18 protein-coding genes are annotated in these 19,015 nt (G+C 64.6%); 8 read left to right on the forward strand and 10 right to left on the reverse strand.

Going from position 1 to position 19,015, the window contains the following annotated elements:
• Window positions 1–233 (reverse strand): transposase (locus IQ35_RS15145; RefSeq protein ID WP_199739967.1); only part of this gene is annotated, 233 nt, incomplete at its 3' end.
• Window positions 234–456: 223 nt separating this feature from the next.
• Between IQ35_RS15145 and IQ35_RS21265 the strand changes: the two genes are divergently transcribed.
• Window positions 457–1,149, forward strand: a complete 693-nt coding sequence (locus tag IQ35_RS21265; RefSeq protein ID WP_199739968.1) for a TIR domain-containing protein — start codon at window positions 457–459, stop codon at window positions 1,147–1,149.
• A gap of 409 nt (window positions 1,150–1,558) precedes the next feature.
• On the opposite strand, the gene IQ35_RS15155 is transcribed toward IQ35_RS21265, so the two are convergent.
• From IQ35_RS15155 to IQ35_RS15175, 5 genes are all read right to left on the reverse strand, one after another.
• Window positions 1,559–2,743 (reverse strand): BaiN/RdsA family NAD(P)/FAD-dependent oxidoreductase, encoded by a 1,185-nt coding sequence (locus tag IQ35_RS15155; RefSeq protein ID WP_145074536.1) that lies wholly within the window; start codon window positions 2,741–2,743, stop codon window positions 1,559–1,561.
• A gap of 8 nt (window positions 2,744–2,751) precedes the next feature.
• A complete protein-coding gene (locus IQ35_RS15160) occupies window positions 2,752–3,180 on the reverse strand; it encodes a TIGR01244 family sulfur transferase (RefSeq protein ID WP_062063206.1) in 429 nt (142 codons plus the stop codon).
• A 264-nt stretch (window positions 3,181–3,444) separates the two neighbouring features.
• A complete protein-coding gene (locus tag IQ35_RS15165) occupies window positions 3,445–6,219 on the reverse strand; it encodes a TonB-dependent receptor (protein ID WP_145074539.1) in 2,775 nt (924 codons plus the stop codon).
• Window positions 6,220–6,338: 119 nt separating this feature from the next.
• On the reverse strand, window positions 6,339–6,986 hold the full coding sequence (locus IQ35_RS15170; RefSeq protein WP_021245090.1) for a histidine phosphotransferase family protein: 648 nt from the start codon (window positions 6,984–6,986) through the stop codon (window positions 6,339–6,341).
• A 97-nt stretch (window positions 6,987–7,083) separates the two neighbouring features.
• Window positions 7,084–7,485, reverse strand: coding sequence for a M67 family metallopeptidase (locus IQ35_RS15175; protein WP_145074542.1), 402 nt, complete (start codon window positions 7,483–7,485; stop codon window positions 7,084–7,086).
• Between the two features lie 16 nt (window positions 7,486–7,501).
• On the opposite strand from IQ35_RS15175, the gene IQ35_RS15180 reads away from it, so the two are divergent.
• Both IQ35_RS15180 and rpoH read left to right on the forward strand, forming a co-directional pair.
• A complete protein-coding gene (locus IQ35_RS15180; protein WP_021245092.1) occupies window positions 7,502–8,452 on the forward strand; it encodes an RluA family pseudouridine synthase in 951 nt (316 codons plus the stop codon).
• A 78-nt stretch (window positions 8,453–8,530) separates the two neighbouring features.
• Window positions 8,531–9,445: an RNA polymerase sigma factor RpoH gene (gene rpoH / locus IQ35_RS15185; protein WP_021245093.1), complete on the forward strand. Its 915-nt coding sequence runs from the start codon at window positions 8,531–8,533 to the stop codon at window positions 9,443–9,445.
• Between the two features lie 255 nt (window positions 9,446–9,700).
• Here the strand turns inward: rpoH and rpoN are convergent, their stop codons facing one another.
• Together rpoN and lptB are read right to left on the reverse strand one after the other, a co-directional pair.
• A complete protein-coding gene (gene rpoN, locus IQ35_RS15190) occupies window positions 9,701–11,233 on the reverse strand; it encodes an RNA polymerase factor sigma-54 (RefSeq protein WP_021245094.1) in 1,533 nt (510 codons plus the stop codon).
• A gap of 51 nt (window positions 11,234–11,284) precedes the next feature.
• Window positions 11,285–12,070 carry an LPS export ABC transporter ATP-binding protein gene (gene lptB, locus IQ35_RS15195; protein ID WP_145074545.1) on the reverse strand — a complete coding sequence of 262 codons (786 nt, stop codon included), beginning with the start codon at window positions 12,068–12,070 and terminating at the stop codon, window positions 11,285–11,287.
• A gap of 359 nt (window positions 12,071–12,429) precedes the next feature.
• Here lptB and IQ35_RS15200 point away from each other — a divergent pair, with 359 nt between their 5' ends.
• The 5 genes from IQ35_RS15200 (at window position 12,430) to IQ35_RS15220 (ending at window position 17,770) form a co-directional block, all read left to right on the forward strand.
• Complete coding sequence (locus IQ35_RS15200; protein WP_145074617.1) at window positions 12,430–13,734, forward strand: sugar MFS transporter; 1,305 nt, start codon at window positions 12,430–12,432, stop codon at window positions 13,732–13,734.
• 73 nt (window positions 13,735–13,807) lie between these two features.
• Window positions 13,808–14,851, forward strand: coding sequence for a glycosyltransferase family 2 protein (locus tag IQ35_RS15205; RefSeq protein ID WP_158636672.1), 1,044 nt, complete (start codon window positions 13,808–13,810; stop codon window positions 14,849–14,851).
• Between the two features lie 78 nt (window positions 14,852–14,929).
• The gene (gene ku / locus IQ35_RS15210; protein WP_021245098.1) at window positions 14,930–15,838 is read left to right on the forward strand and encodes a non-homologous end joining protein Ku; all 909 of its coding nucleotides are present in this window, start codon (window positions 14,930–14,932) and stop codon (window positions 15,836–15,838) included.
• An 89-nt stretch (window positions 15,839–15,927) separates the two neighbouring features.
• Window positions 15,928–16,893, forward strand: a complete 966-nt coding sequence (corA, locus tag IQ35_RS15215) for a magnesium/cobalt transporter CorA (RefSeq protein ID WP_145074551.1) — start codon at window positions 15,928–15,930, stop codon at window positions 16,891–16,893.
• Window positions 16,894–17,101: 208 nt separating this feature from the next.
• Window positions 17,102–17,770, forward strand: a complete 669-nt coding sequence (locus tag IQ35_RS15220; RefSeq protein WP_145074553.1) for a peptidylprolyl isomerase — start codon at window positions 17,102–17,104, stop codon at window positions 17,768–17,770.
• Between the two features lie 6 nt (window positions 17,771–17,776).
• Here IQ35_RS15220 and IQ35_RS15225 read toward each other — a convergent pair whose 3' ends face one another.
• Together IQ35_RS15225 and lptC are read right to left on the reverse strand one after the other, a co-directional pair.
• On the reverse strand, window positions 17,777–18,346 hold the full coding sequence (locus IQ35_RS15225) for an LptA/OstA family protein (protein ID WP_021245102.1): 570 nt from the start codon (window positions 18,344–18,346) through the stop codon (window positions 17,777–17,779).
• The gene (gene lptC / locus IQ35_RS15230) at window positions 18,346–18,993 is read right to left on the reverse strand and encodes an LPS export ABC transporter periplasmic protein LptC (RefSeq protein WP_145074556.1); all 648 of its coding nucleotides are present in this window, start codon (window positions 18,991–18,993) and stop codon (window positions 18,346–18,348) included. The genes IQ35_RS15225 and lptC overlap by 1 nt, the downstream gene beginning before the upstream one ends.
• Between the last annotated feature and the right edge of the window lie 22 nt (window positions 18,994–19,015).

Consider the following 19,015-nt stretch of genomic DNA (forward strand, 5'->3'; position numbering starts at 1 on the left):
AGAATGTCATCCAGGCGATGGATCACCCGCGCTGGATCGCGCGGATCGGCAATACAAGCCGCCAGGCGCTGGCAAATCCCCATCGCGCGCTCGGCCTGTGCAAGCAGTAGAACACCGCCATCCGAGGTAAGCCGGCCACCGTCGAACGCAGCTGTGATTTTCTTGCGGCCGACTGCTGGGAATCCAAATGAGCTTGCGATATCATCGTTCATGGCGGGTGTGGCCCGTGGCATTTTCTGCCCTGCGGCAGGTTCGGCTTAGACACCCAGTTCCTAATTCAGATCAGAGGCTTACGCCACTCCCGCCAACCCTTCAGGACACTTTTGGTGAATAAGGCGGGCTAGGTCGGAGAACGGCGATCGAGAAGCACAGTCGCTGTGACTGCGCCGCTTGACCGATTGCTAGTTCAACGTCGAAGATGGTGTCCAACAGGACGACGCCTTGGGAGTTGGACAATTGCCCGTCAAGCCTTTCGCATTTGTGTTAATGCCGTTCGATTCGGCATTCGATGACATTTACAAGCTAGGCATCCAAGCTGTTGCCAACGAATGTGACGTGATCGCTGAGCGAGTCGATGAACAAAACTTTTCCGAAACGATCCTAGAACGCATTTATCGCCAGATTGAAACGGCCGACTTTGTGATTGCCGACATGACAGGGAGAAATCCGAATGTCTTTTATGAAGTGGGATATGCCCATGCGCGCGGCAAACTCTGCACTCTCCTAACGCAGTCGGTTGATGATATTCCGTTCGATCTCCGCCATCATCGCCACATTGAATACGGATCATCCATTCAGACACTGAAGTCTAAGCTAAAGTCTGAAATGAATTGGTTGAAAGCGGAAAGAGAGAAGCAGACAACAAGCGCATTTACGATAGAAATAAGGAACCATGATGGCGAACTTGAGAAAGATAATTATAGTGCACATGCCGTTGTAGAGTTCGTATTTAATATATCCAATAAGACAGAAAAAAATCTCCTGATATTGAAGCTATTTACTTACATACGGGGCCAGATTGGAAGTTCACTCAATCGAGCGAAGGCTGCCCCTCATCAAATTCAGAAAACGAAAAGTCAAAATATCTTCATTTTATTAAATCGCCTGTTCCCAGATTGTCGCCCGGTGCATGGGCACAAATTAAGTTAAATGGTAAAAAGCGTGTTTGGTCGAAGTGGGGTGGTGAGGAATTGAGAGAGAAATACAATCTTTCTGGCTACATAATACTTGAAGTCTACACGACAGAAGGCGCCTTCAGCCAGCAGTTTGATTTGGCTCTTGAAGTAGAAGAAGTGCCATTTTGACTAGGCCGGACGAACTGGAAGCATGCCTTGGACCTCCGCCGGTATCGTGAAAAACGCATACTTGCTTTGTCAAGCGAACGACTTGGAGGTGTGGCTCCACTTTCGGCTACGTTCGGGTCGTGAGCGTCCTTTGCTGCGGGGGGTATCCGAGAATACCAATCAGACAATGGCCAAGGGACATCGCGCCCCACGTCTTCACTCCGATGTCCGCAACTGGTCGTTTGCAGCACGCATTCGCATCCTCGAACTTCTCCTCACACCGCCTGCCCCGCCGCCCAGCCGCTGGCCCAGGCCCATTGGAAATTATAGCCGCCCAGCCAGCCGGTGACGTCCACCGCCTCCCCGATCGCATGGAGGCCGGGCATCTTGCGCGCCTCCATGGTGCGGGAGGACAGGCCGTCGGTGGCGATGCCGCCCGATGTCACCTCCGCCTTGGCATAGCCTTCGGTGCCGTTGGGGGTGAAGGACCAGCGGGCGAGGCGGCGCTCCGCCTCCGCCAGCTTGCGGTCGGGGAGGTTGGCGAGGTCGCCGGAGAGCGCAAGGCGTTCGCCCAGCGCATCGGCAAGGCGGTCGGGCAGATGGGCGCGCAGGCTCTGGGCGAGCGTGGCGCGGGGCTTGTGGCGCTTGGCGTCGATCAGCCAGCCGTCCGGCCGATCGGGCAGGAAATCGAGCGCGATCACTTCTCCGTGCCGCCAGTAGGAGGAAATCTGGAGGATCGCCGGGCCGGACAGGCCCCGATGGGTGAGCAGGGCCGCTTCGCGGAAGGCGGTCTTGCCGCTGTGGGCGATCACTTCGGTCGAGACGCCGGAGAGGGAGCGGAACAGCACATCCTCGCCGCCCAGCGTGAGGGGGACGAGCGCGGGGCGCGGCTCCACGACCTTGAGGCCGAAGCGGCGGGCAAGGTCATAGGCGAAGCCGGTCGCGCCCATTTTCGGGATGGAGGGGCCGCCGGTCGCGATCACCAGCGCGGGGGCGGTGGCCGTTCGGGCGCCATGGGTGACGCGATATCGGGCGTCGGCATGGTCTATGGCGGTGATGGGATGGTCGAGGCGGATGTCGACGCCGCCTGCCGCGCATTCGTCCAGCAGCATCGCCACCACCTGCCGCGCGGAGCCGTCGCAAAATAGCTGGCCCAGCGTCTTTTCGTGCCAGGCGATCCTGTGGCGCTCGATGAGGGCGAGGAAATCGGACGGGGTGTAGCGGCCCAGCGCCGACTTGGCGAAATGGGGATTGGCGGAGATATAGCGGTCCGGCGCGGTGTGGATGTTGGTGAAGTTGCAGCGGCCGCCGCCGGAGATGACGATTTTCCTGCCCGCTTCGGGCGCGTGATCGATCAGCAGCACGCGCCTGCCCCGCTGGCCTGCGGTGGCGGCGCATAGCAGCCCGGCGCCGCCCGCGCCGAGGACGATCACGTCATAATGGGTGTCGCTTTGGGGCAATCGGCGGGTCAGTTCGCGGCGAGCGCGTCCATGATCTGGCGCACCGGCGTCACGTCATAGCCCGCATTGGCGGCCTGTTCGGTGAGCGCGGCGGGGTGGTCGCCCGCGCGGGCGCGGGTCAGCGCCCAAAGGAGCGTGCTGCGCGTGCCGGAGCGGCAATAAGCGAGGATCTTGCCTTCCCCCGCCTGCGCGAGGGCGGCGGCCATGCCGTCAAGCTGCCACGGGGCGAAGCCGCCATGGGCGACGGGGACGGCGGCATAGGCGATGCCGGCGGCCTTGGCGGCGGCTTCGATTTCCGCGCCGTTCACCTGGCCCGGCTCCTCGTCATCGGGGCGGTTGTTGATGATGACGGTCACGCCCTGCGCCCTGGCCTGTTCGACATCCGCCACGCTGATCTGCGGCGAAACGAGGATGCTGGGGGTAAGCTGGCGGAACATCGGGGGCGTCTCCTTGTTGCGGAGCAGCCATGCGCCGGTAGGGCGCGGGATTCAAGAGGCAAGGCGGACGGGGAATGCGATGGCGATATGCCGCTTGCAAACGGCCCTCGCCTGACGGCCGGTTTCGGCCAGTTGCGGACGGACGGATGAGCGGCGGGAATCCACCCATAACCGCCATGCAACGCGGGTTTGCGAGCTGCGTCATTCCTTTCCCTTTGGAGCATGGCCGGCGAAGCGGTCAGGCCGCGCGCGGCGGCATGGTCCTCAGAAGAACAGCTTGCGGAAGCTGATCGTCACCGCGCGGCCCAGCGGGTCCAGATAGTCGGGCTGATAGCGCAGCGGCGTCGCGCCGGCCGCGTCCGTCACGTCCCGCCGGGCATTGAAGATATTGTCGATGCCGATGGAAACACGCGCGCCGCGCAGGAAGGGATGGTCGCGCACCAGCCCCGGCATCTGTCCCAGATTGGCGAAGATGCGCAGATTGGCGGTGGCGAGGCTTGCGAAATTCAGGCGCGACGTGCCGCCCAGCGCGCCATCCACATGCGTCCCGCTTTCCCAGTTGACGCTCAGCCTTCCGCCGATGCCGTTATTGGAATAGCCCAGCCGCGCTTCGATCTCATGGCGGGGCTGTCCGCCCGAGGAGCCGGTCGCATCGCCGCTCAGCAGATTGAGTTCCGGCACGCCCGGCGCGATCAGGATGCTCTCGGTCAGGTGCCAGGTGTGATAGAGGCTGAAACTGAGGCGTCCGCCGCCGCCGCCGCGCCTGCCGCCGAAGCCGCCCGGACCGCCAAAGCCGCCGCCCGGCCTTCCGCCCGGTCCCGCATTGCCGCCGCCCGTCCCGCCCGGTCCGCCCGCACCGTCATCGCGTCGGGGTTGGCCTTCGCCGCCGCCCTCTCCGCCGCCGCCGCCGGGACGGCGATTGCCGAACAGCGATTGCAGTTCGACCGGCCGGTCTTCGGGTTTTCCGCCCGCCGCGCGCCATGCTTCCATCAGCTTTTGCACATGCGACTTGAGCGGGATCGACAGGTTGAAGCCCCAGCGCAGTTCCTCGCTTTGCGAGCGCAGGAAATTGATCGGCCGCGCGTCGATCTGCGTCAGGGCGCCGTCCGCATCGCGCAGGAAGCGATCCCGGAAAGCGGCTTCGATCGCGGGCGCGGGCGTGGGGAAGGCCGCGATGGGATTGCGGGTGCGGCTGTTGAGATAGGTCGCCGTCAGCGTCAGGTTCGGCTTGTCGAAGGGCTTGACCGTGGCGCTCAGGCGGAACTGGTCGCGCACGCTTTCCTTGAGCGCGGCATTGCCGCCGGACAATTGCGTCACGAACACCGTCTGCCCCGTCGCATAGTCGAAGACGGGCATATTCGGCGTGGAGATCAGCGGATCGGTGATCTGCGATCCGGTCGGCGCGGCGCGGTCCTGATTGGCGGACATCAGTATCTGGACGGCGCGCACCGGCTTCCAGCGCAGGCCGTAGCCCAGCGTCGAAAGCGTGCCGAAATCCGACAGGCGCTGCGCGGCGGCGTTCATGTTGACGCCGATGTCGCCCAGCATCCCCAGCACGTCCCGCGACCGGCTGGTGAGCGGCACGTCCACGCTGATCTGGCCGCTCGCGATTTCCCGGTTATAGTCCGCGCTGCGTTCGACCCCGGACCGGATCGACCAGCTTTCAAAGCCATTGGCCGATCCGCCAAGGCTGAGCGATGTCGTGACCTCTCCCGCGGGCAGGTCGAACAGGGGGCCGCTCAGCAACAGGTCGCCCGAAATCGCTCGCGACTTGGCCCGCGCCCGGTCGGTCAGGCGCGTGGCCGGCAGATCGCCGGACATGCCGCCATAGGGGTTCGCCGACGCATCGCCCGCATCCAGCGCCGCCTGGATCGCTCCGGTGGAAATGCCGCGATCCGTCCGCGTGCGGGTGTCGGAAATGTCGCCATTGCCGGTGAAGGACCATTGCCATCCGCCACCCAGCAAACCGCTCAGCGAAATGCCGATATGCCCCGTGGTGCCCCGGATATTCTGCCCCAGCGCCCCCGCCTGGGCGAGATAGCGATAGAGCCGTGCATCGCCCGCGAAAGGCGAAAAGGGATTGCCCCCCGGCAGCGTCAGCGCCGCCGCCGACAGCCCTTGCAGCGAATCATTGTCGGAAAGCGCCAGCCGCCCGTTGATGGTGGCGGATACGCCGCCCAGCGCGCGGGCCAGCGTGGCGTTGGCGGAGAAATTCTCCGTCGCGGGGCTAAGCGTGCGATAGCGGCCAAGATCGCTGACGCCGGCATTATTGGCGCCCGCGACGAAATCGCTCAAGCCCGGCATGGCAACCGCCGCGCCGTCCGGCACGGCGGCAACCGTCACGACCTGCCCGGCGAGGGAGGAAAGCGCCGGATCGATTTCCTCGCCCTGCGTCATGGCGGTGATATTGCCGCCCAGGGAATAGGGTCTGGACGGCGCGGTCGGGATGATGCCGCGCTCGCTTTCCAGCAAATGCGCCGCGCGGCTATATTCCAGGTTCAGCGTGAAGCGGTTGTCGCCCCGGATACGCAACAGGCCCGCCTGGGCCGATCCGTTCTCGCGCCCGCCATCGGTCGTCACGCCGCCCCGCAGATCGGCGGATTCCGCGCGGAACCGCTGGCGCAGCACGATATTCATGACCTTCTGCGTGGGCGCATAGCCATAGGAGAGCGCGACCTGTTCGGGCAGCACATCGACCCGCGCCACCGCTTCGGAGGGAATGTCCTGTATCTCTGAAAAGCTGGAGATGCGCTTGCCGTTCAGAAGGATGATGGGCGTGCCGTTGGTTTCCGCCGACAGTTCCGACACCAGCTCCGAAATCGACGCGACGCCCAGCGCGCGGATATCGGCGGCGTGGAACTGCTGTTCGGGCCGGACGTCGCCCAGCACCGCCCCGCGTTCCGGCTGGCCCGTGACGACGATCTCATCCCCTTCGTCCATCTGGACCGGCGGTTCGCGCATCGCCTCCTGCGCCATCAGCGCGCCGGGCGCCGCGCCGGACAGAAGGGTGAAGAGGACAAAGGAAACGGAACGCTGCACGCAGACCCCCCAAAAACAGACCTGAATGTCGCGCTGGTAACAGGCGGTTGTCGCACAATTCCCGCAAAGCGGAGGGGAATTTGTCGCAAATTGTATTGCCCCGTGGGGCGGCGCTCAGCCTATCGGGGAATGGAAACGCCGAACAGCAGCATCGATTCGCCCGGCGGCGACAAGGCGACATCCCCGCCCGCGCTCGTCACCAGTTCGCGCACCATCCATGCGGCGGCGGTCCGCGAAGCCAGTCCTTCGGGCGGCAGGGTGCCCGCCAGGGCCGACCGCAGATCCGGGTCCAGCACCAGCTTCGGCCCTTCGGCCCGCACCACGATCTCGGTCACGCCGGGCCGCTGCTCCGCCCCGATGTCGAGCTGCCCGCCCCGCACCAGCGCATCCCCCGCGATCAGCGCGAGATTGAGCAATATCTTGACCGGCAGCTTGCCCAGCATGTCGTCTTCGACCATCCAGCCGACCTTGACGCGCCCCGCCGTGGCGAACATCCCCTCGATCGCGACCCGCGCCTCATGCGTCGGCACCGCATCGCCGAAACCGCCCGCCGAGCCAAAAGCCAGGCGGAAGAATTTGAGCTTGTTCGCGGACGTCTTCGCGCTGTCCGTCAGCAGGTCGAGGCAGCGCTGCCGCATCTCCGGGTCCGTCTCGTCCGCCATCAGCTCCAGCCCGTTGTTCAGCGCGCCGACCGGGCTGAGCAGATCGTGGCACAGGCGCGAACAGAGCAGGCTGGCGAATTCGATGCTGTCGGTCGGATGGGTCATGAAGGATGGCTGCCGCTCGATGGGTTGAACAGAAAGGGAATATCACGCTAATGCGCCGCCCGCCCCGCCGATGCAAGCCCGGCTCACCCCCTTTCCCTCACATGATATCGAGCGTTCCTTCCGTAAAATGCACCGCCGCCCCTTCGCCCGGCCCGGCGATCCAGAGCCGCGCCGCGCCGTCCGCCAGGATCAGCCAGAGGCTGCCGTCGGGCGCCGCGCTGGCGGCATCGATGGCCGAAGGGACCGCCACCCCGCTCGGATGCGAGTGATAATGGCCGACGATCCGCGGCCCCCCCGTGCGCGCCGCCCGGTGCGCGGCGATGAGGACGGCGGGGTCCAGCTCGAAATGCCGGGACGGATCGGCGGCGATATTGGCGGCGGGGCGGATCGCCTCTATCCGCCCTTCCTCGCCCAGCAGCAGCCCGCAGACCTCCACCGTCGCGCAGTCCGCCAGATGCGCGATTTGTTCCAGCAATTCCCTTGAAATGGAGACTCTCATGCCCACATCTCTAGCAATGGGTTCGGGGGTTTCCATCATCGAAACGACGATCGGAGAGGCGCAGGCCGGGATGCGGCTCGACCGTGCCCTGGCGGACCTGTTGCCCGACCTTTCGCGCGAGCGTTTGAAGGCGCTGATCCGCGAGGGGCTGGTGACGACCGATGGCCGCCATCCCAATCCTTCCGCGAAGGTGGCCGCCGGCCAATCCTTCACCATCGCCCTGCCGCCGCCCGTCGAAGCCGAAGCGGCGGCCCAGGACATTCCGATCATCATCGTGCATGAGGATGCGGACCTGATCGTCATCGACAAGCCCGCCGGCCTTGTCGTCCATCCGGCGGCGGGCAATCTGGACGGCACGCTGGTCAATGCGCTGCTGCATCATTGCCGGGGCCAATTGTCAGGCATCGGAGGTGTTGCACGGCCCGGCATCGTTCATCGCATCGACAAGGATACTTCCGGCCTGCTGGTCGTTGCCAAGACGGACAAGGCCCATGAGGGACTCGCCCGCCAGTTCAAGGATCATTCCATCGACCGGCTTTATGCCGCCATCGTCTATGGCGTTCCGACGCCCGGCAAGGGAACGGTGGATACATGGATCGGCCGATCCGACGCCGATCGAAAGAAGATGGCCGTTCATCGGGAAGGGCGCGGCAAACATGCCGTCACCCATTACCGCACGATAGAACGGCTCGCGGGCGCGGCTCTGGTGGAATGCCGGCTGGAAACCGGCCGGACCCATCAGGTGCGGGTCCACATGGCCCATATCGGACACCCCTTGATCGGGGATCAGGTTTACGGTAGAGACAAGAAAGGTTTCAAATCAATACTGGAAACGATGGGTTTCAAAAGGCAGGCATTGCACGCGAAGACGCTGGGGTTCATACATCCCGCAACGGGCGAAAGCCTGCGTTTTGAGAGTGTTTTGCCGGCCGATATGCAGGAACTGTTAAGTCGGCTCCACGTATAGAGGTTTGGAAAGTTTGCGACGGCGCCTGCGACGCCTCTTCTGGGTCCCGCCGCGCATGAAAGGGAAAGGTGAAGCGACATGGCTGACAAAAGCAATGTCCCAACGGTGCCAGCGCTGGGCGGTGAAGCCAGCCTGAACCGTTATCTATCGGAAATCCGCAAATTTCCGCTTTTGACTCCGGAGCAGGAGTATATGCTCGCGAAGCGCTATCAGGAACATCAGGACCCTGAAGCGGCGGCGCAGCTCGTGACGTCGCATCTGCGCCTCGTGGCGAAGATCGCGATGGGCTATCGCGGCTATGGCCTGCCGGTCAGCGAACTGATCTCCGAAGGCAATATCGGCCTGATGCAGGGCGTGAAGAAATTCGAAGCCGATCGCGGTTTCCGCCTCGCGACCTATGCGATGTGGTGGATTCGCGCCTCGATCCAGGAATTCATCCTGCGGTCCTGGAGCCTCGTCAAGATGGGCACCACCGCCGCGCAGAAGAAGCTGTTCTTCAACCTGCGCCGGATGAAGAACAATATCGAAGCGTTCGAGGATGGCGACCTGCATCCCGACGACGTCAAGAAGATCGCGACCGATCTGGGCGTTTCGGAAGAGGATGTCGTTTCCATGAACCGCCGCATGGCGATGGGGGGCGACACGTCGCTCAACGTGCCGATGCGCGAGGATGGCGAGGGCCAGTGGCAGGATTGGCTGGCCGACTCCGATCCCTTGCAGGACGAGCGCGTCGCCGACGAGCAGGAGCGCGACATGCGCCACGACATGCTGGTCGAGGCGATGGACGATCTCAACGACCGGGAAAAGCACATCCTGGCCGAACGCAGGCTGGCGGAGGAGCCGAAGACGCTGGAGGAACTGAGCCAGGTCTATGGCGTGAGCCGCGAACGCGTCCGCCAGATCGAGGTCCGCGCTTTCGAAAAGCTCCAGAAGGCGATGATGCGGATCGCGGGCGACCGCCTCGGCAAGATGGCCCGCCTCGCCGCCGCCTGAGCGGGTTTGGAAGAAAGGAAAAAGCCCCGGATTGTCCGGGGCTTTTTCTTTTGGCGACGGCTGCTTGCGGGCAGGTGCAGACGTTCACCATCCGTCATCCCAGCTTTCGGGATGGCGGCAGAAAGAGGGCCTGCGCCACGTCCGCCTTCTGCCCACCGCCGCCATCCGGCTATCGGCAAGGAAGCGAAGCCGCATGGTGGGAAAAGCCTTACCTCCATGACAAAAACGCGCCGTCATAGGCGGGCATGGCGCGCATCAGGCGGCCTTGCCCTGCAACGCCTTTTGCCGCCGCCGCTGGACGGAGGAGCCGATGCCCATGGACTCGCGATATTTGGCCACGGTGCGGCGGGCGATGTCCATGCCCTTGGCGCGCAGCAGGTCGACCAGCGTGTCGTCGGACAGGATGGCGTGGGGGTCTTCGGTGGCGATCAGCGCCTTGATGTGGCTCTTCACCGCTTCGGCGGAAATGGCGCCGTCGCCATCCGCCGCCGCCACGCCGCTGGTGAAGAAATATTTGAGTTCGTACAGGCCGCGCGGGCAGGACAGATATTTGTTCGACGTCACGCGGCTGACCGTCGATTCATGCATCTCGATGGCTTCGGCCACGGCTTTGAGCGTCAGGGGTTTCAGATAGGCGACGCCCTTGTGGAAGAAATCCTCCTGCTGGCGCACGATCTCGCTCGCGACCTTGATGATGGTCTTCTGCCTCTGGTCCAGCGCCTTTACCAGCCAGTTGGCGCTGGCGAGACAGTCGGCGAGCCAGCTTTTGGCCGCCTTGTCCTGCACCCCGCCGGACAGTTCGACATAATAGCTGCGGTTGACCAGCAGGCGGGGCAGGGTGGCCGCGTTCACTTCGATCGCCCAGCCTTCCTTGGTCGGGTTGACGAACAGGTCGGGCGTGACCGGCGCGGCGCGCTCCCCGCCGAAGCGCAGGCCGGGCTTGGGATCATAGCCGCGCAGTTCGCGGATCATGTCGGCCATGTCCTCCTCATCCACGCCGCAGATGCGCCGAAGCTGGGGCAGCGCCCCCCTCGCCAGCAGGTCCAGATTGGCGAGCAGCTTCGCCATGCAGGGGTCGTAGCGGTCGGCTTCCTTCGCCTGGAGCGCCAGGCATTCGGAGAGCGACCGCGCGCCGACGCCGGTGGGATCGAAGCTCTGGATCACGTCCAGAACCCGCTCCACATCATGGAGCGGCACGCCCAGCGCATGAGCGGTTTCAAGGAGGTTGGCTTCCAGATAGCCTGCTTCGCCGATCTGGCCGATCAGTTGCGTGGCGATGAGAAGGTCCATGCCGGATAGATGCGATCCGGCCTGCTCCATCAGATGTTCCTGAAGGCCCGGTTCCGGATTGGCGAAGCTGTCGAAGTCGGGCGCTTCGCCGCCATGGCCCGGCAGCATGTCGCCGCCGCCCGATCCCACCGCCCCTGTCCCGATGGCTTGCGCCGCCATGCGGTCGCCGGGGCCGTCGTCGATGAAGGTTTCGGCGCTGTGGTCGACGTCGAGGGGGGAGTCGGCCTCGCCCAAACCCTGCCCGATCAGCGTGTCGGCTTCCCCGATATCGGCGGAGAGGGCGGGTTGTTCGACTTGGCGGTCCACGCCGTCCGTGGGGGTGAAGCGGTCATCCTCCGCGCTGCCCGCGTCGAGCAGCGGATTCTTTTCCAGTTCGCCCGCGACGAACGCCTCGATCTCCAGATTGCTGAGCGCCAGCAGCTTGATCGCCTGCTGGAGCTGCGGCGTCATGACGAGCGACTGGCTCTGCCGCAGGTCGAGGCGGGGACCGAGCGCCATCAGTCTGTCCCGAGGCCTTGAAGGCGGGGAAGGAGGACGCGCCCGGTCATGTCACAGCGAGAAATTCTCGCCCAGATAGAGCCGCCGGACGTCGGCATTGGCGACCAGCTCCGTGGGGCTGCCCGCGAAAAGCACCTGGCCGCTGTAGATGATGCAGGCGCGGTCCACGATCTCCAGCGTCTCGCGCACATTATGATCGGTGATGAGCACGCCGATGCCGCGCGTCTTCAATTGCTTCACAAGGTCGCGGATGTCGGCGATGGAGAGCGGGTCGATACCCGCGAACGGCTCGTCCAGCAGAACGATGGACGGATTGGCCGCCAGCGCGCGGGCGATCTCGCAGCGGCGGCGTTCACCGCCCGACAGCGCCATGGCGGCGGAGTCGCGCAGGCGCTTGAGGCCGAATTCGTCCAGAAGCTGTTCCAGGCGCGCGGCGCGGGCGCTCTTGTCGGGTTCGGCCAGTTCCAGCACCGCGCCGATATTCTGCGCGACGGTCAGGCCGCGGAAGATCGAGGTTTCCTGCGGCAGATAGCCCAGGCCCAGGATCGCGCGGCGATACATGGGAAGGCCGGTGATATCCTGCCCGTCAAGGATGATGCGCCCATGGTCGGGGCGGACAAGGCCCATGACCGAATAGAAGCAGGTCGTCTTGCCCGCGCCATTGGGGCCGAGCAGGCCGACCACCTCGCCCTTGCCCACGGTCAGCGACACGTCGGTGAGGACGGCGCGCTTGTCATAGCTTTTGGCGATGGAGATCACCGACAGGCCGTCGCTCACTTCCTGCGGCACGGGATGGGCTTGCGGAGCCTTGCTCTCCATGATCGTCACATCGTCCATTCGTCTGTCCTTGCGGCCGCTTTGGTTAATCGAGGGTTTAGGTCGGTCCGAAATGCGGCAATTGGCAAGCTTTGTGCATGGCGGGATCGCCGGGGCAAGGGAAAAATCATCGCCCGCCCCCGGCGCGGGATGAAAATGGCGTTTCGCTCTGCCATTCCGGGGCGTTCATGGGGGCGGACTTCATCTGGAATCGGAAAAGCCGCTTCCTCGATCCATGCCTGCCTTGCAGGAACGCGGCTTTGCGAATTACCCGGCCGCCTTCATTTTAGGCCATTGCCTTTGCGCGCCTTGCTGGCGATAGATGCGGAAAAGCGGCGGGGGGCGTCGTGGCGAGGGATGGCGAAGAGGGGAAGCCGGACATGGCGATGACATCGGGCGCGGAGACTGCCGCTTCGCGAGGGGGACCGGGCACGGCGGCGGCGGGGCTGGCCGGATTCGTCTTCGCGCTGTTCTTCGTATTCGGCGGCATCACCAGCCTCAACGACGTGCTGATCCCCAAGCTCAAGGATCTCTTCACCCTCACCAACGCACAGGTGCTGCTGGTCCAGTCGGCCTTTTTCGCGGCCTATTTCCTGATTTCCATTCCCGCATCCGCGCTGGTGCATCGTTTCGGCTACATGCGGACGGCGGTGATCGGGCTGCTGTTCATGACGGCGGGATGCCTGCTGTTCATCCCCGCGGCGGGGTCGGGCCTGTTCGGCGCCTTCCTGTTCGCGCTGTTCGTGCTGGCGAGCGGGATCACCATCGTCCAGGTGGTCGCCAACCCGCTGATCTCCATGCTGGGCAAGCCCGAAACCGCCTCCAGCCGCCTGACCTTCGCCCAGGCGTTCAATTCGCTGGGCACCACCGTCTTTCCCTATGCGGGATCGATAGTGATCCTGGGCAGCATCGCGACGATCGATCCGTCCACCCTCTCGGGCGAGGCGCTGACCGCCTTTCGCGCGCAGGAGGCGCGGGTGGTCGTCCATACCTATATCGGCTTGGCGATCGCGCTGGTCATCGTCGCGCTGGCGGTGTGGTTCCAGCGCACGAAGCTTCAGGAAACGCGCGCGGCGAAGATGAACGTCGCCGCCGCCTTCGGCCTGCTGTCGCGGCCGCGCTTCGCCTTCGGGACGCTGGGCATCTTCCTCTATGTCGGCGCGGAAGTGACGATCGGCAGCCTGATGGTGCTCTATCTGGTACAGTCCAGCACGCTGGGCCTTGATCAGGAAAGCGCGGGCAAGCTGGTCGCCTATTATTGGGGCGGCGCAATGGTGGGCCGCTTCATCGGGTCGGCCGTGCTGCGTTTCTTCCAGCCCGGACGGGTGCTGGCCTGCGTCGCGACGGGCGCGGTGCTGCTGCTAGGCGTTTCGGCGGCGACCACCGGAACGGTGTCGGGCTGGTCGCTGATCGCCGTCGGCCTCATGAACGCGATCATGTTCCCGACCATCTTCAGCCTCGCCTGCGAAGGATTGGGCCATCGCGCGGCGGACGGATCGGGCGTCATCTGCATGGCGATCGTGGGCGGCGCGGTCCTGCCGCCCATCGCGGGATGGGTGTCGGACGTGACGACGCTGCGCACGGCGCTGATCGTCCCGGCCATCGCCTATGGCCTGATCCTCCTCTTCGGGCTGTTCGCCGCCCGCCCGGTCGCGCCTATCGAGGAGCCGGAAGCGGCGCATTGACCAAAGGGCCATGCAGGCCGCGTCCCGTTCCGACTCCATTCCAGCCCGTCATCCTGTCGAAGAGGATACCCCTTTGCCCGCAAATGCGACTGGCCGTCCGTGGCTCAGTATCCTGATCCCTGTCTACAATGTCCTGCCCTATCTGGAGGATCGCCTGTTGTCGGTCTTCTCCCAGACCGGCGATGGCGGCGGGATCGAACTGATCCTGCTCGACGACAGATCGACCGATGGATCGGCGGATCTGGCCGAGGCGCTGATCGCCCGCCACGGCGGCGGAGCGCGGCTGCTGCGCCACGCGGACAATCGCGGCCTCAGCGCTGCCCGCAATAGCATGATCGAGGAGGCGGGCGGCGACTATGTCTGGTTCCTCGATTCCGACGACGCGATTCTGCCCGGCGCCATAGCCGCTTTGCGCGACATCGTCGGATCGTGCCGGCCCGACGTGGTGCTGTGCGACTATGTACGCGACGACGGAAAAATTTGCGCCACCTTCGACGGACCCGCGCGGCAGTTCCAGTTGGGGACGGAAGCGCTGGTGGCGGGCGTGTTCGCGCGGCGGCGGCTCCATGCCTGGTCGCGCGTCTGGAAACGCGAGGTGCTCGACGGCGTCCGCTTCCCGGAAGGTGTCTATTTCGAGGACATGGCCACCATTCCCCGGCTGATGCTCAACGCGCGAAGCTATTATTATGCGGCCCAGCCATGGATTTATTACAGATCGCGTCCCGGCAGCATCCTGGCGGAGATCCGCGCGGATTTCGATTATCGGCGCAATGACGAACTGGCCGATGCGCTGGCCGGATTCCGCGAGGATCTGATCCGCGCGATTCCAGATGTATCGATGGAAACCAGGCGGCTCGTGGCGCTGTTCCTGGCGCGCGAATATGTGAAGCTGGCGAAGAGGCTGATGCGTGTGCATCGCAGGCAGCGGTCCCTGCACCTGCTGCGCGGCGATCTGAACCGCTATCGGGAGAAGATGGAGGGCGCGTCGCCGCTACCCTTCGCGCAGATCGCCGCCCGCCACGCCCGCGACGGACAGATGGTCCGCTGGGCGGCGCTGCGCTTCTTCATGGCATTGTCGCAGCGCTCCGGGCGGCTGATACGGAAACCGGCGATTTGAAAGAGGCGGTCGTGTAGATTGGCGCGGAACGAGGCGGCGCATCGGGGATTGAGTGAGTCTGCGCGAAGGAGACGATAAATGGCTGCACGCCCTTATTGGAGAGGCCAGATCCGTCTGGCGCTGGTGTCCATACCGGTCGAGATCTATTCGGCGACAAGGAGCGGCGCCACCATTGCCTTCAACCAGATCCACGAACCGTCGGGCAAACGCATCAAATATGAGAAGGTGGTCCCCGGCATCGGCCCGGTCGACGTCGACGAGATCGTCAAGGGCTTCGAATATGCCAAGGGCGAATATGTCCTGCTCGACGAAAAAGAGATCGAGGGGGTCAAGCTGGAAAGCAAGAAGACGCTGGAGCTGACCCAGTTCGTCGATGCGCACGACATCGACATGATCTATTTCGAGAAGCCCTATTATGTCGTGCCGGCCGACGACCTTGCCGAAGAGGCGTTCATCGTGCTGCGCGAGGCGCTGCGCCGCTCTCGCAAGATCGGTCTGGGCCAGCTCGCGATGCGCGGCCGCGAATATGTCGTCAGCATCAAGGCGTGCGGGCGCGGCATGGTGATGGAGACGCTGCGCTACGCCGACGAGGTGAACAAGGCGTCGAGCTATTTCCGCGACATCGGCGACGCCGATCCCGACGAGGAGCTGCTCGATCTCGCCACGACGCTGATCGACAAGAAGACCGGCAAGTTCGACGCCAGCGAGTTCCATGACCGCTATGCCGATGCGCTCAAGGAGCTGATCGAGCGCAAGAAGAAGGGCAAGACGCTCAATATCGATACCGACGAAAAGGGCGCCGATCCGCGCGGTTCCAATGTCGTCGACCTGATGGCCGCGCTCAAGAATTCGCTCGGGAGCACGGGCCGCGGGACGAGCCGGGCCGCCCCGAAGCAGCCTGCGGCCAAGCCCGGCGCCAAAACCACGGCGAAGAAGAAGGCGGGCGCCAGGACGCCAGCGAAAGCGCCCGCGCGCAAGCGGGCCTGAATGCCAGCCCCTGCCCGCAGGACGCCCGCTTGTTCCGGCCGGGGCGGCGATCTGCTACCGCTTATCCGTCCATCATGCCGGGAGAAGTCATGAGCGTTGTCGCCGCCTATCTCTACAGCGCGGGAAAACCGGTCGAGCCCGTTTCGCTCGATCATGCGCCGGCGATCCAGAACCCGTCCGATTTCGTATGGATCGGGCTGGTGGAACCGTCCGAGAAGGAATTGCGGACGTTGCAGGAACATTATGGCCTGCATCCGCTCGCGGTCGAAGACGCGCTCAAGGCGCACCAGCTTCCCAAGGTGGACGTGTATGGCGATCAACTCTTCGTCGTCGCCCGCACCGCCCATCTGGAAGGGGACAAGATCCTCTATGGGGAAACGGCGATCTTCGTGGGGCCGCGCCATATCATCTCCGTGCGTCACGGCTCGGCCCGCGCGCATACGGAATTGCGGGCGCAACTGGAGGCCGCGCCGTCGCTGCTCAGCCATGGCGTCGACTATGTGCTGCACGCGATCCTGGATTTCATCGTCGACGGCTATCTGCCCATCGTCGAAACCATCGAGGAGGAAGTGCTGGCGATGGAGGACCGGGCGCTCGATACTTTCCTTGAGCGGGCGGACATCATGCGGATATTCCACCTGCGCCGGGAACTGATCCGTTTCCGCCGCATCCTCGGCCCCATGTCGGAAATGGCGAGCCGGCTCGTCCATCTCGACCTGCCTTGTCTCGATGCGCAGGTGCGGCCCTATTTCAAGGACGTCTACGATCATGTGCGGCGGGTCGAGGCCATGGTCGAAAATCTGCGCGAGGTGCTGACGTCGGTGTTCGAGTTCAGCCATCTCCTCGAATCCCAGCGGCAGGGCGCGACCACGCGGCAACTGGCGAGCTGGGCCGCGATCCTGGCCGTGCCCACGGCCATCGCGGGCATATACGGCATGAACTTCGACAATATGCCGGAGTTGCGGATGCATTATGGCTATTTTGTCGTGCTGGCGGTGATGGCGGGCATTTGCGGGCTGCTTTATCTGCGCTTCAAGCGGACGGGCTGGCTCTAGCGCGTCCGGTCAGAGGGATCGATATGCGAGCGGATAGATCGATTTTTTGCCTATCCGACCCATCGGGCGCAAAGGCGACTCCGCGCCTTGCAAAATGCGCGAGGCGGATCGCACGGCGCGTGCCGCCCGAGGAACGCCTGTTGCGATCATGAAGCGCGGGCTTTAGCCTTGACGTCCTTCCTTCCCTTGATCCGGTGCCTGTCCCTCGATGTCCCTTGTCCTGCGTTGCCTGTTCCTGTTTCCGGCTTTCCTTCCCGGCCTCGCCTGCGCCCTTCCCGCCAATCGGCCGACGCCGGGCTATACCCGCGTCGCCATCGAAACATCGGCCGGGACGATCATCGTCGCCACCGACAATCGCCGCGCGCCGCGCACATCGGCCAACTTCCTGGCCTATGTGGATGACGGACGCTTCGACGGCGTCACCTTCTACCGCGCGGCCCGGCGCAAGAGCGCGCCGAATCTGGGCCTGATCCAGGGCGGCATCGACACCGACGCGCGCCGCGCGCTGCCGCCCATCCCGCACGAGCCGACGACGAAGACCGGCATCCGCCATCTCGACGCGACGCTGTCGATGGCGCGGCCCGACCGCCCGGATTCGGCGATGGGCAATTTCTTCATCACGGTGGGGCCGACGCCGAACATGGACGCGCGGGGCAGCTATATCGGCTATGCCGCCTTCGGCCATGTGGTCGCGGGCATGGACGTGGTGAAGCGCATCCTGGCCGCGGCGACCTGCTGCGGATCAGGCCCGATGCGCGGGCAGATGATCGTGAAGCCGATCCGCATCGTCCGCGTCAAACGGCTGGACGGAACGCCGCGCCCCACCGGCAAGGTGAAGCCCTGGCTGATCGGGATCAACCGTCCGAAAATGCAGTGAGGGGGATCAGTTCCTGCGCTGCGGCACGGAGAAGGTGCCCGACACCCGGCCGCCTGCACTGCTCGTCGTGCCCGGCGCGCCGCCGCCGCCCCGGCCATCGACGGTCGAAAGCCCGCTGTTGAGGTCCATCACCAGCCGCCCGCCCGTCAGGCGATTCGCGCCCTGCGTCAACGCCACATTGCCCAGCATGGTGATGAGCCGCTTGTTGAGGTCGTAGATGGCGACATTGCCGCGCGCCGTCTCATTCCCCTTGGTCACGACGACATTGCCCGAAGCGTCGATCCGGTCGACCTCCACGCCGCTGCCGGTATTGCCGGTGCTGTCGCCCGGCGTCTGGCGATAGGCGACGGTCATGCGCGCGGCGTTCAGGGTCATGCCCGCCTGCGTCACGACGACATTGCCCGACACGACCACGCGGTCGGCGCGATCCTGCACCTCGATCCGGTCGGCCGAGAAGTTCACCGGGGCGTTGCTGTCGTGATTCTTCATCACCTGCGCGCCCGCGCCCGCGCCCGCGAAGATGGCGCTTGCGGCGCCGATCGCGCCCAGTGAAAAGAGGAGGACGGTGCGTTTCATCAATTCCGCCCTTTGAGGCCATTTTGTTCGATACGCAAGCGCGCCCTGCCGTTCAGCGTCACGGTGCGGGCGTTGAGGTCCGCTTCCAGATGATCGCCGCTGAAGGTGCCGATGGGGATGCGCCCGTCGACGCGCCCCGTGCTCTTGAGCCGGCGCGACTGGAGGTCGACGCCCACGTCGCGGGTCGTCATGCGATATCCGCCCGCCGACTGGAACTGCACCGGGCCGACGATGCCGATTTGCTCATCGTCCATATTATACTGGCCCTTTTGCGCGCTCAGCACGGCGGGTCCGTCGGACAGCAGGATGCGCGCCGACAGGTCGTTCAGGTCCACCACCGGCTCGCGCGAGCTTTTCTGCACCGCCGATCCCGCGCGCAGGGAAAAGGGCTGGCCCTTGCTGTCCTCGCCCCGATAGAGCGCTTCGGTGAGGCGCATCCGCTCATGCGCGATCTCGACCTTGTTCTTGTCGAGCAGGAAGCTGACCTTGTCTCCGCCGGTAAAAGGCGCGGTCGCCAGCAATGCCGCCAGAACCCCTACCGCGACCGGCAGCCAGCTCTTGAGCGTCTTCACCAGCCGGTCATGGCTGCCGCCCGGCCGCGCCCAGTGGCGGCGGGCATGGCGTTGCTGTTCGGCCTGGATCGACATGGGCGGCGCGCCTCTCTTTGTC

This window comes from Sphingobium wenxiniae, from assembly GCF_007830065.1.
Classification (GTDB): Bacteria; Pseudomonadota; Alphaproteobacteria; order Sphingomonadales; family Sphingomonadaceae; genus Sphingobium; species Sphingobium wenxiniae.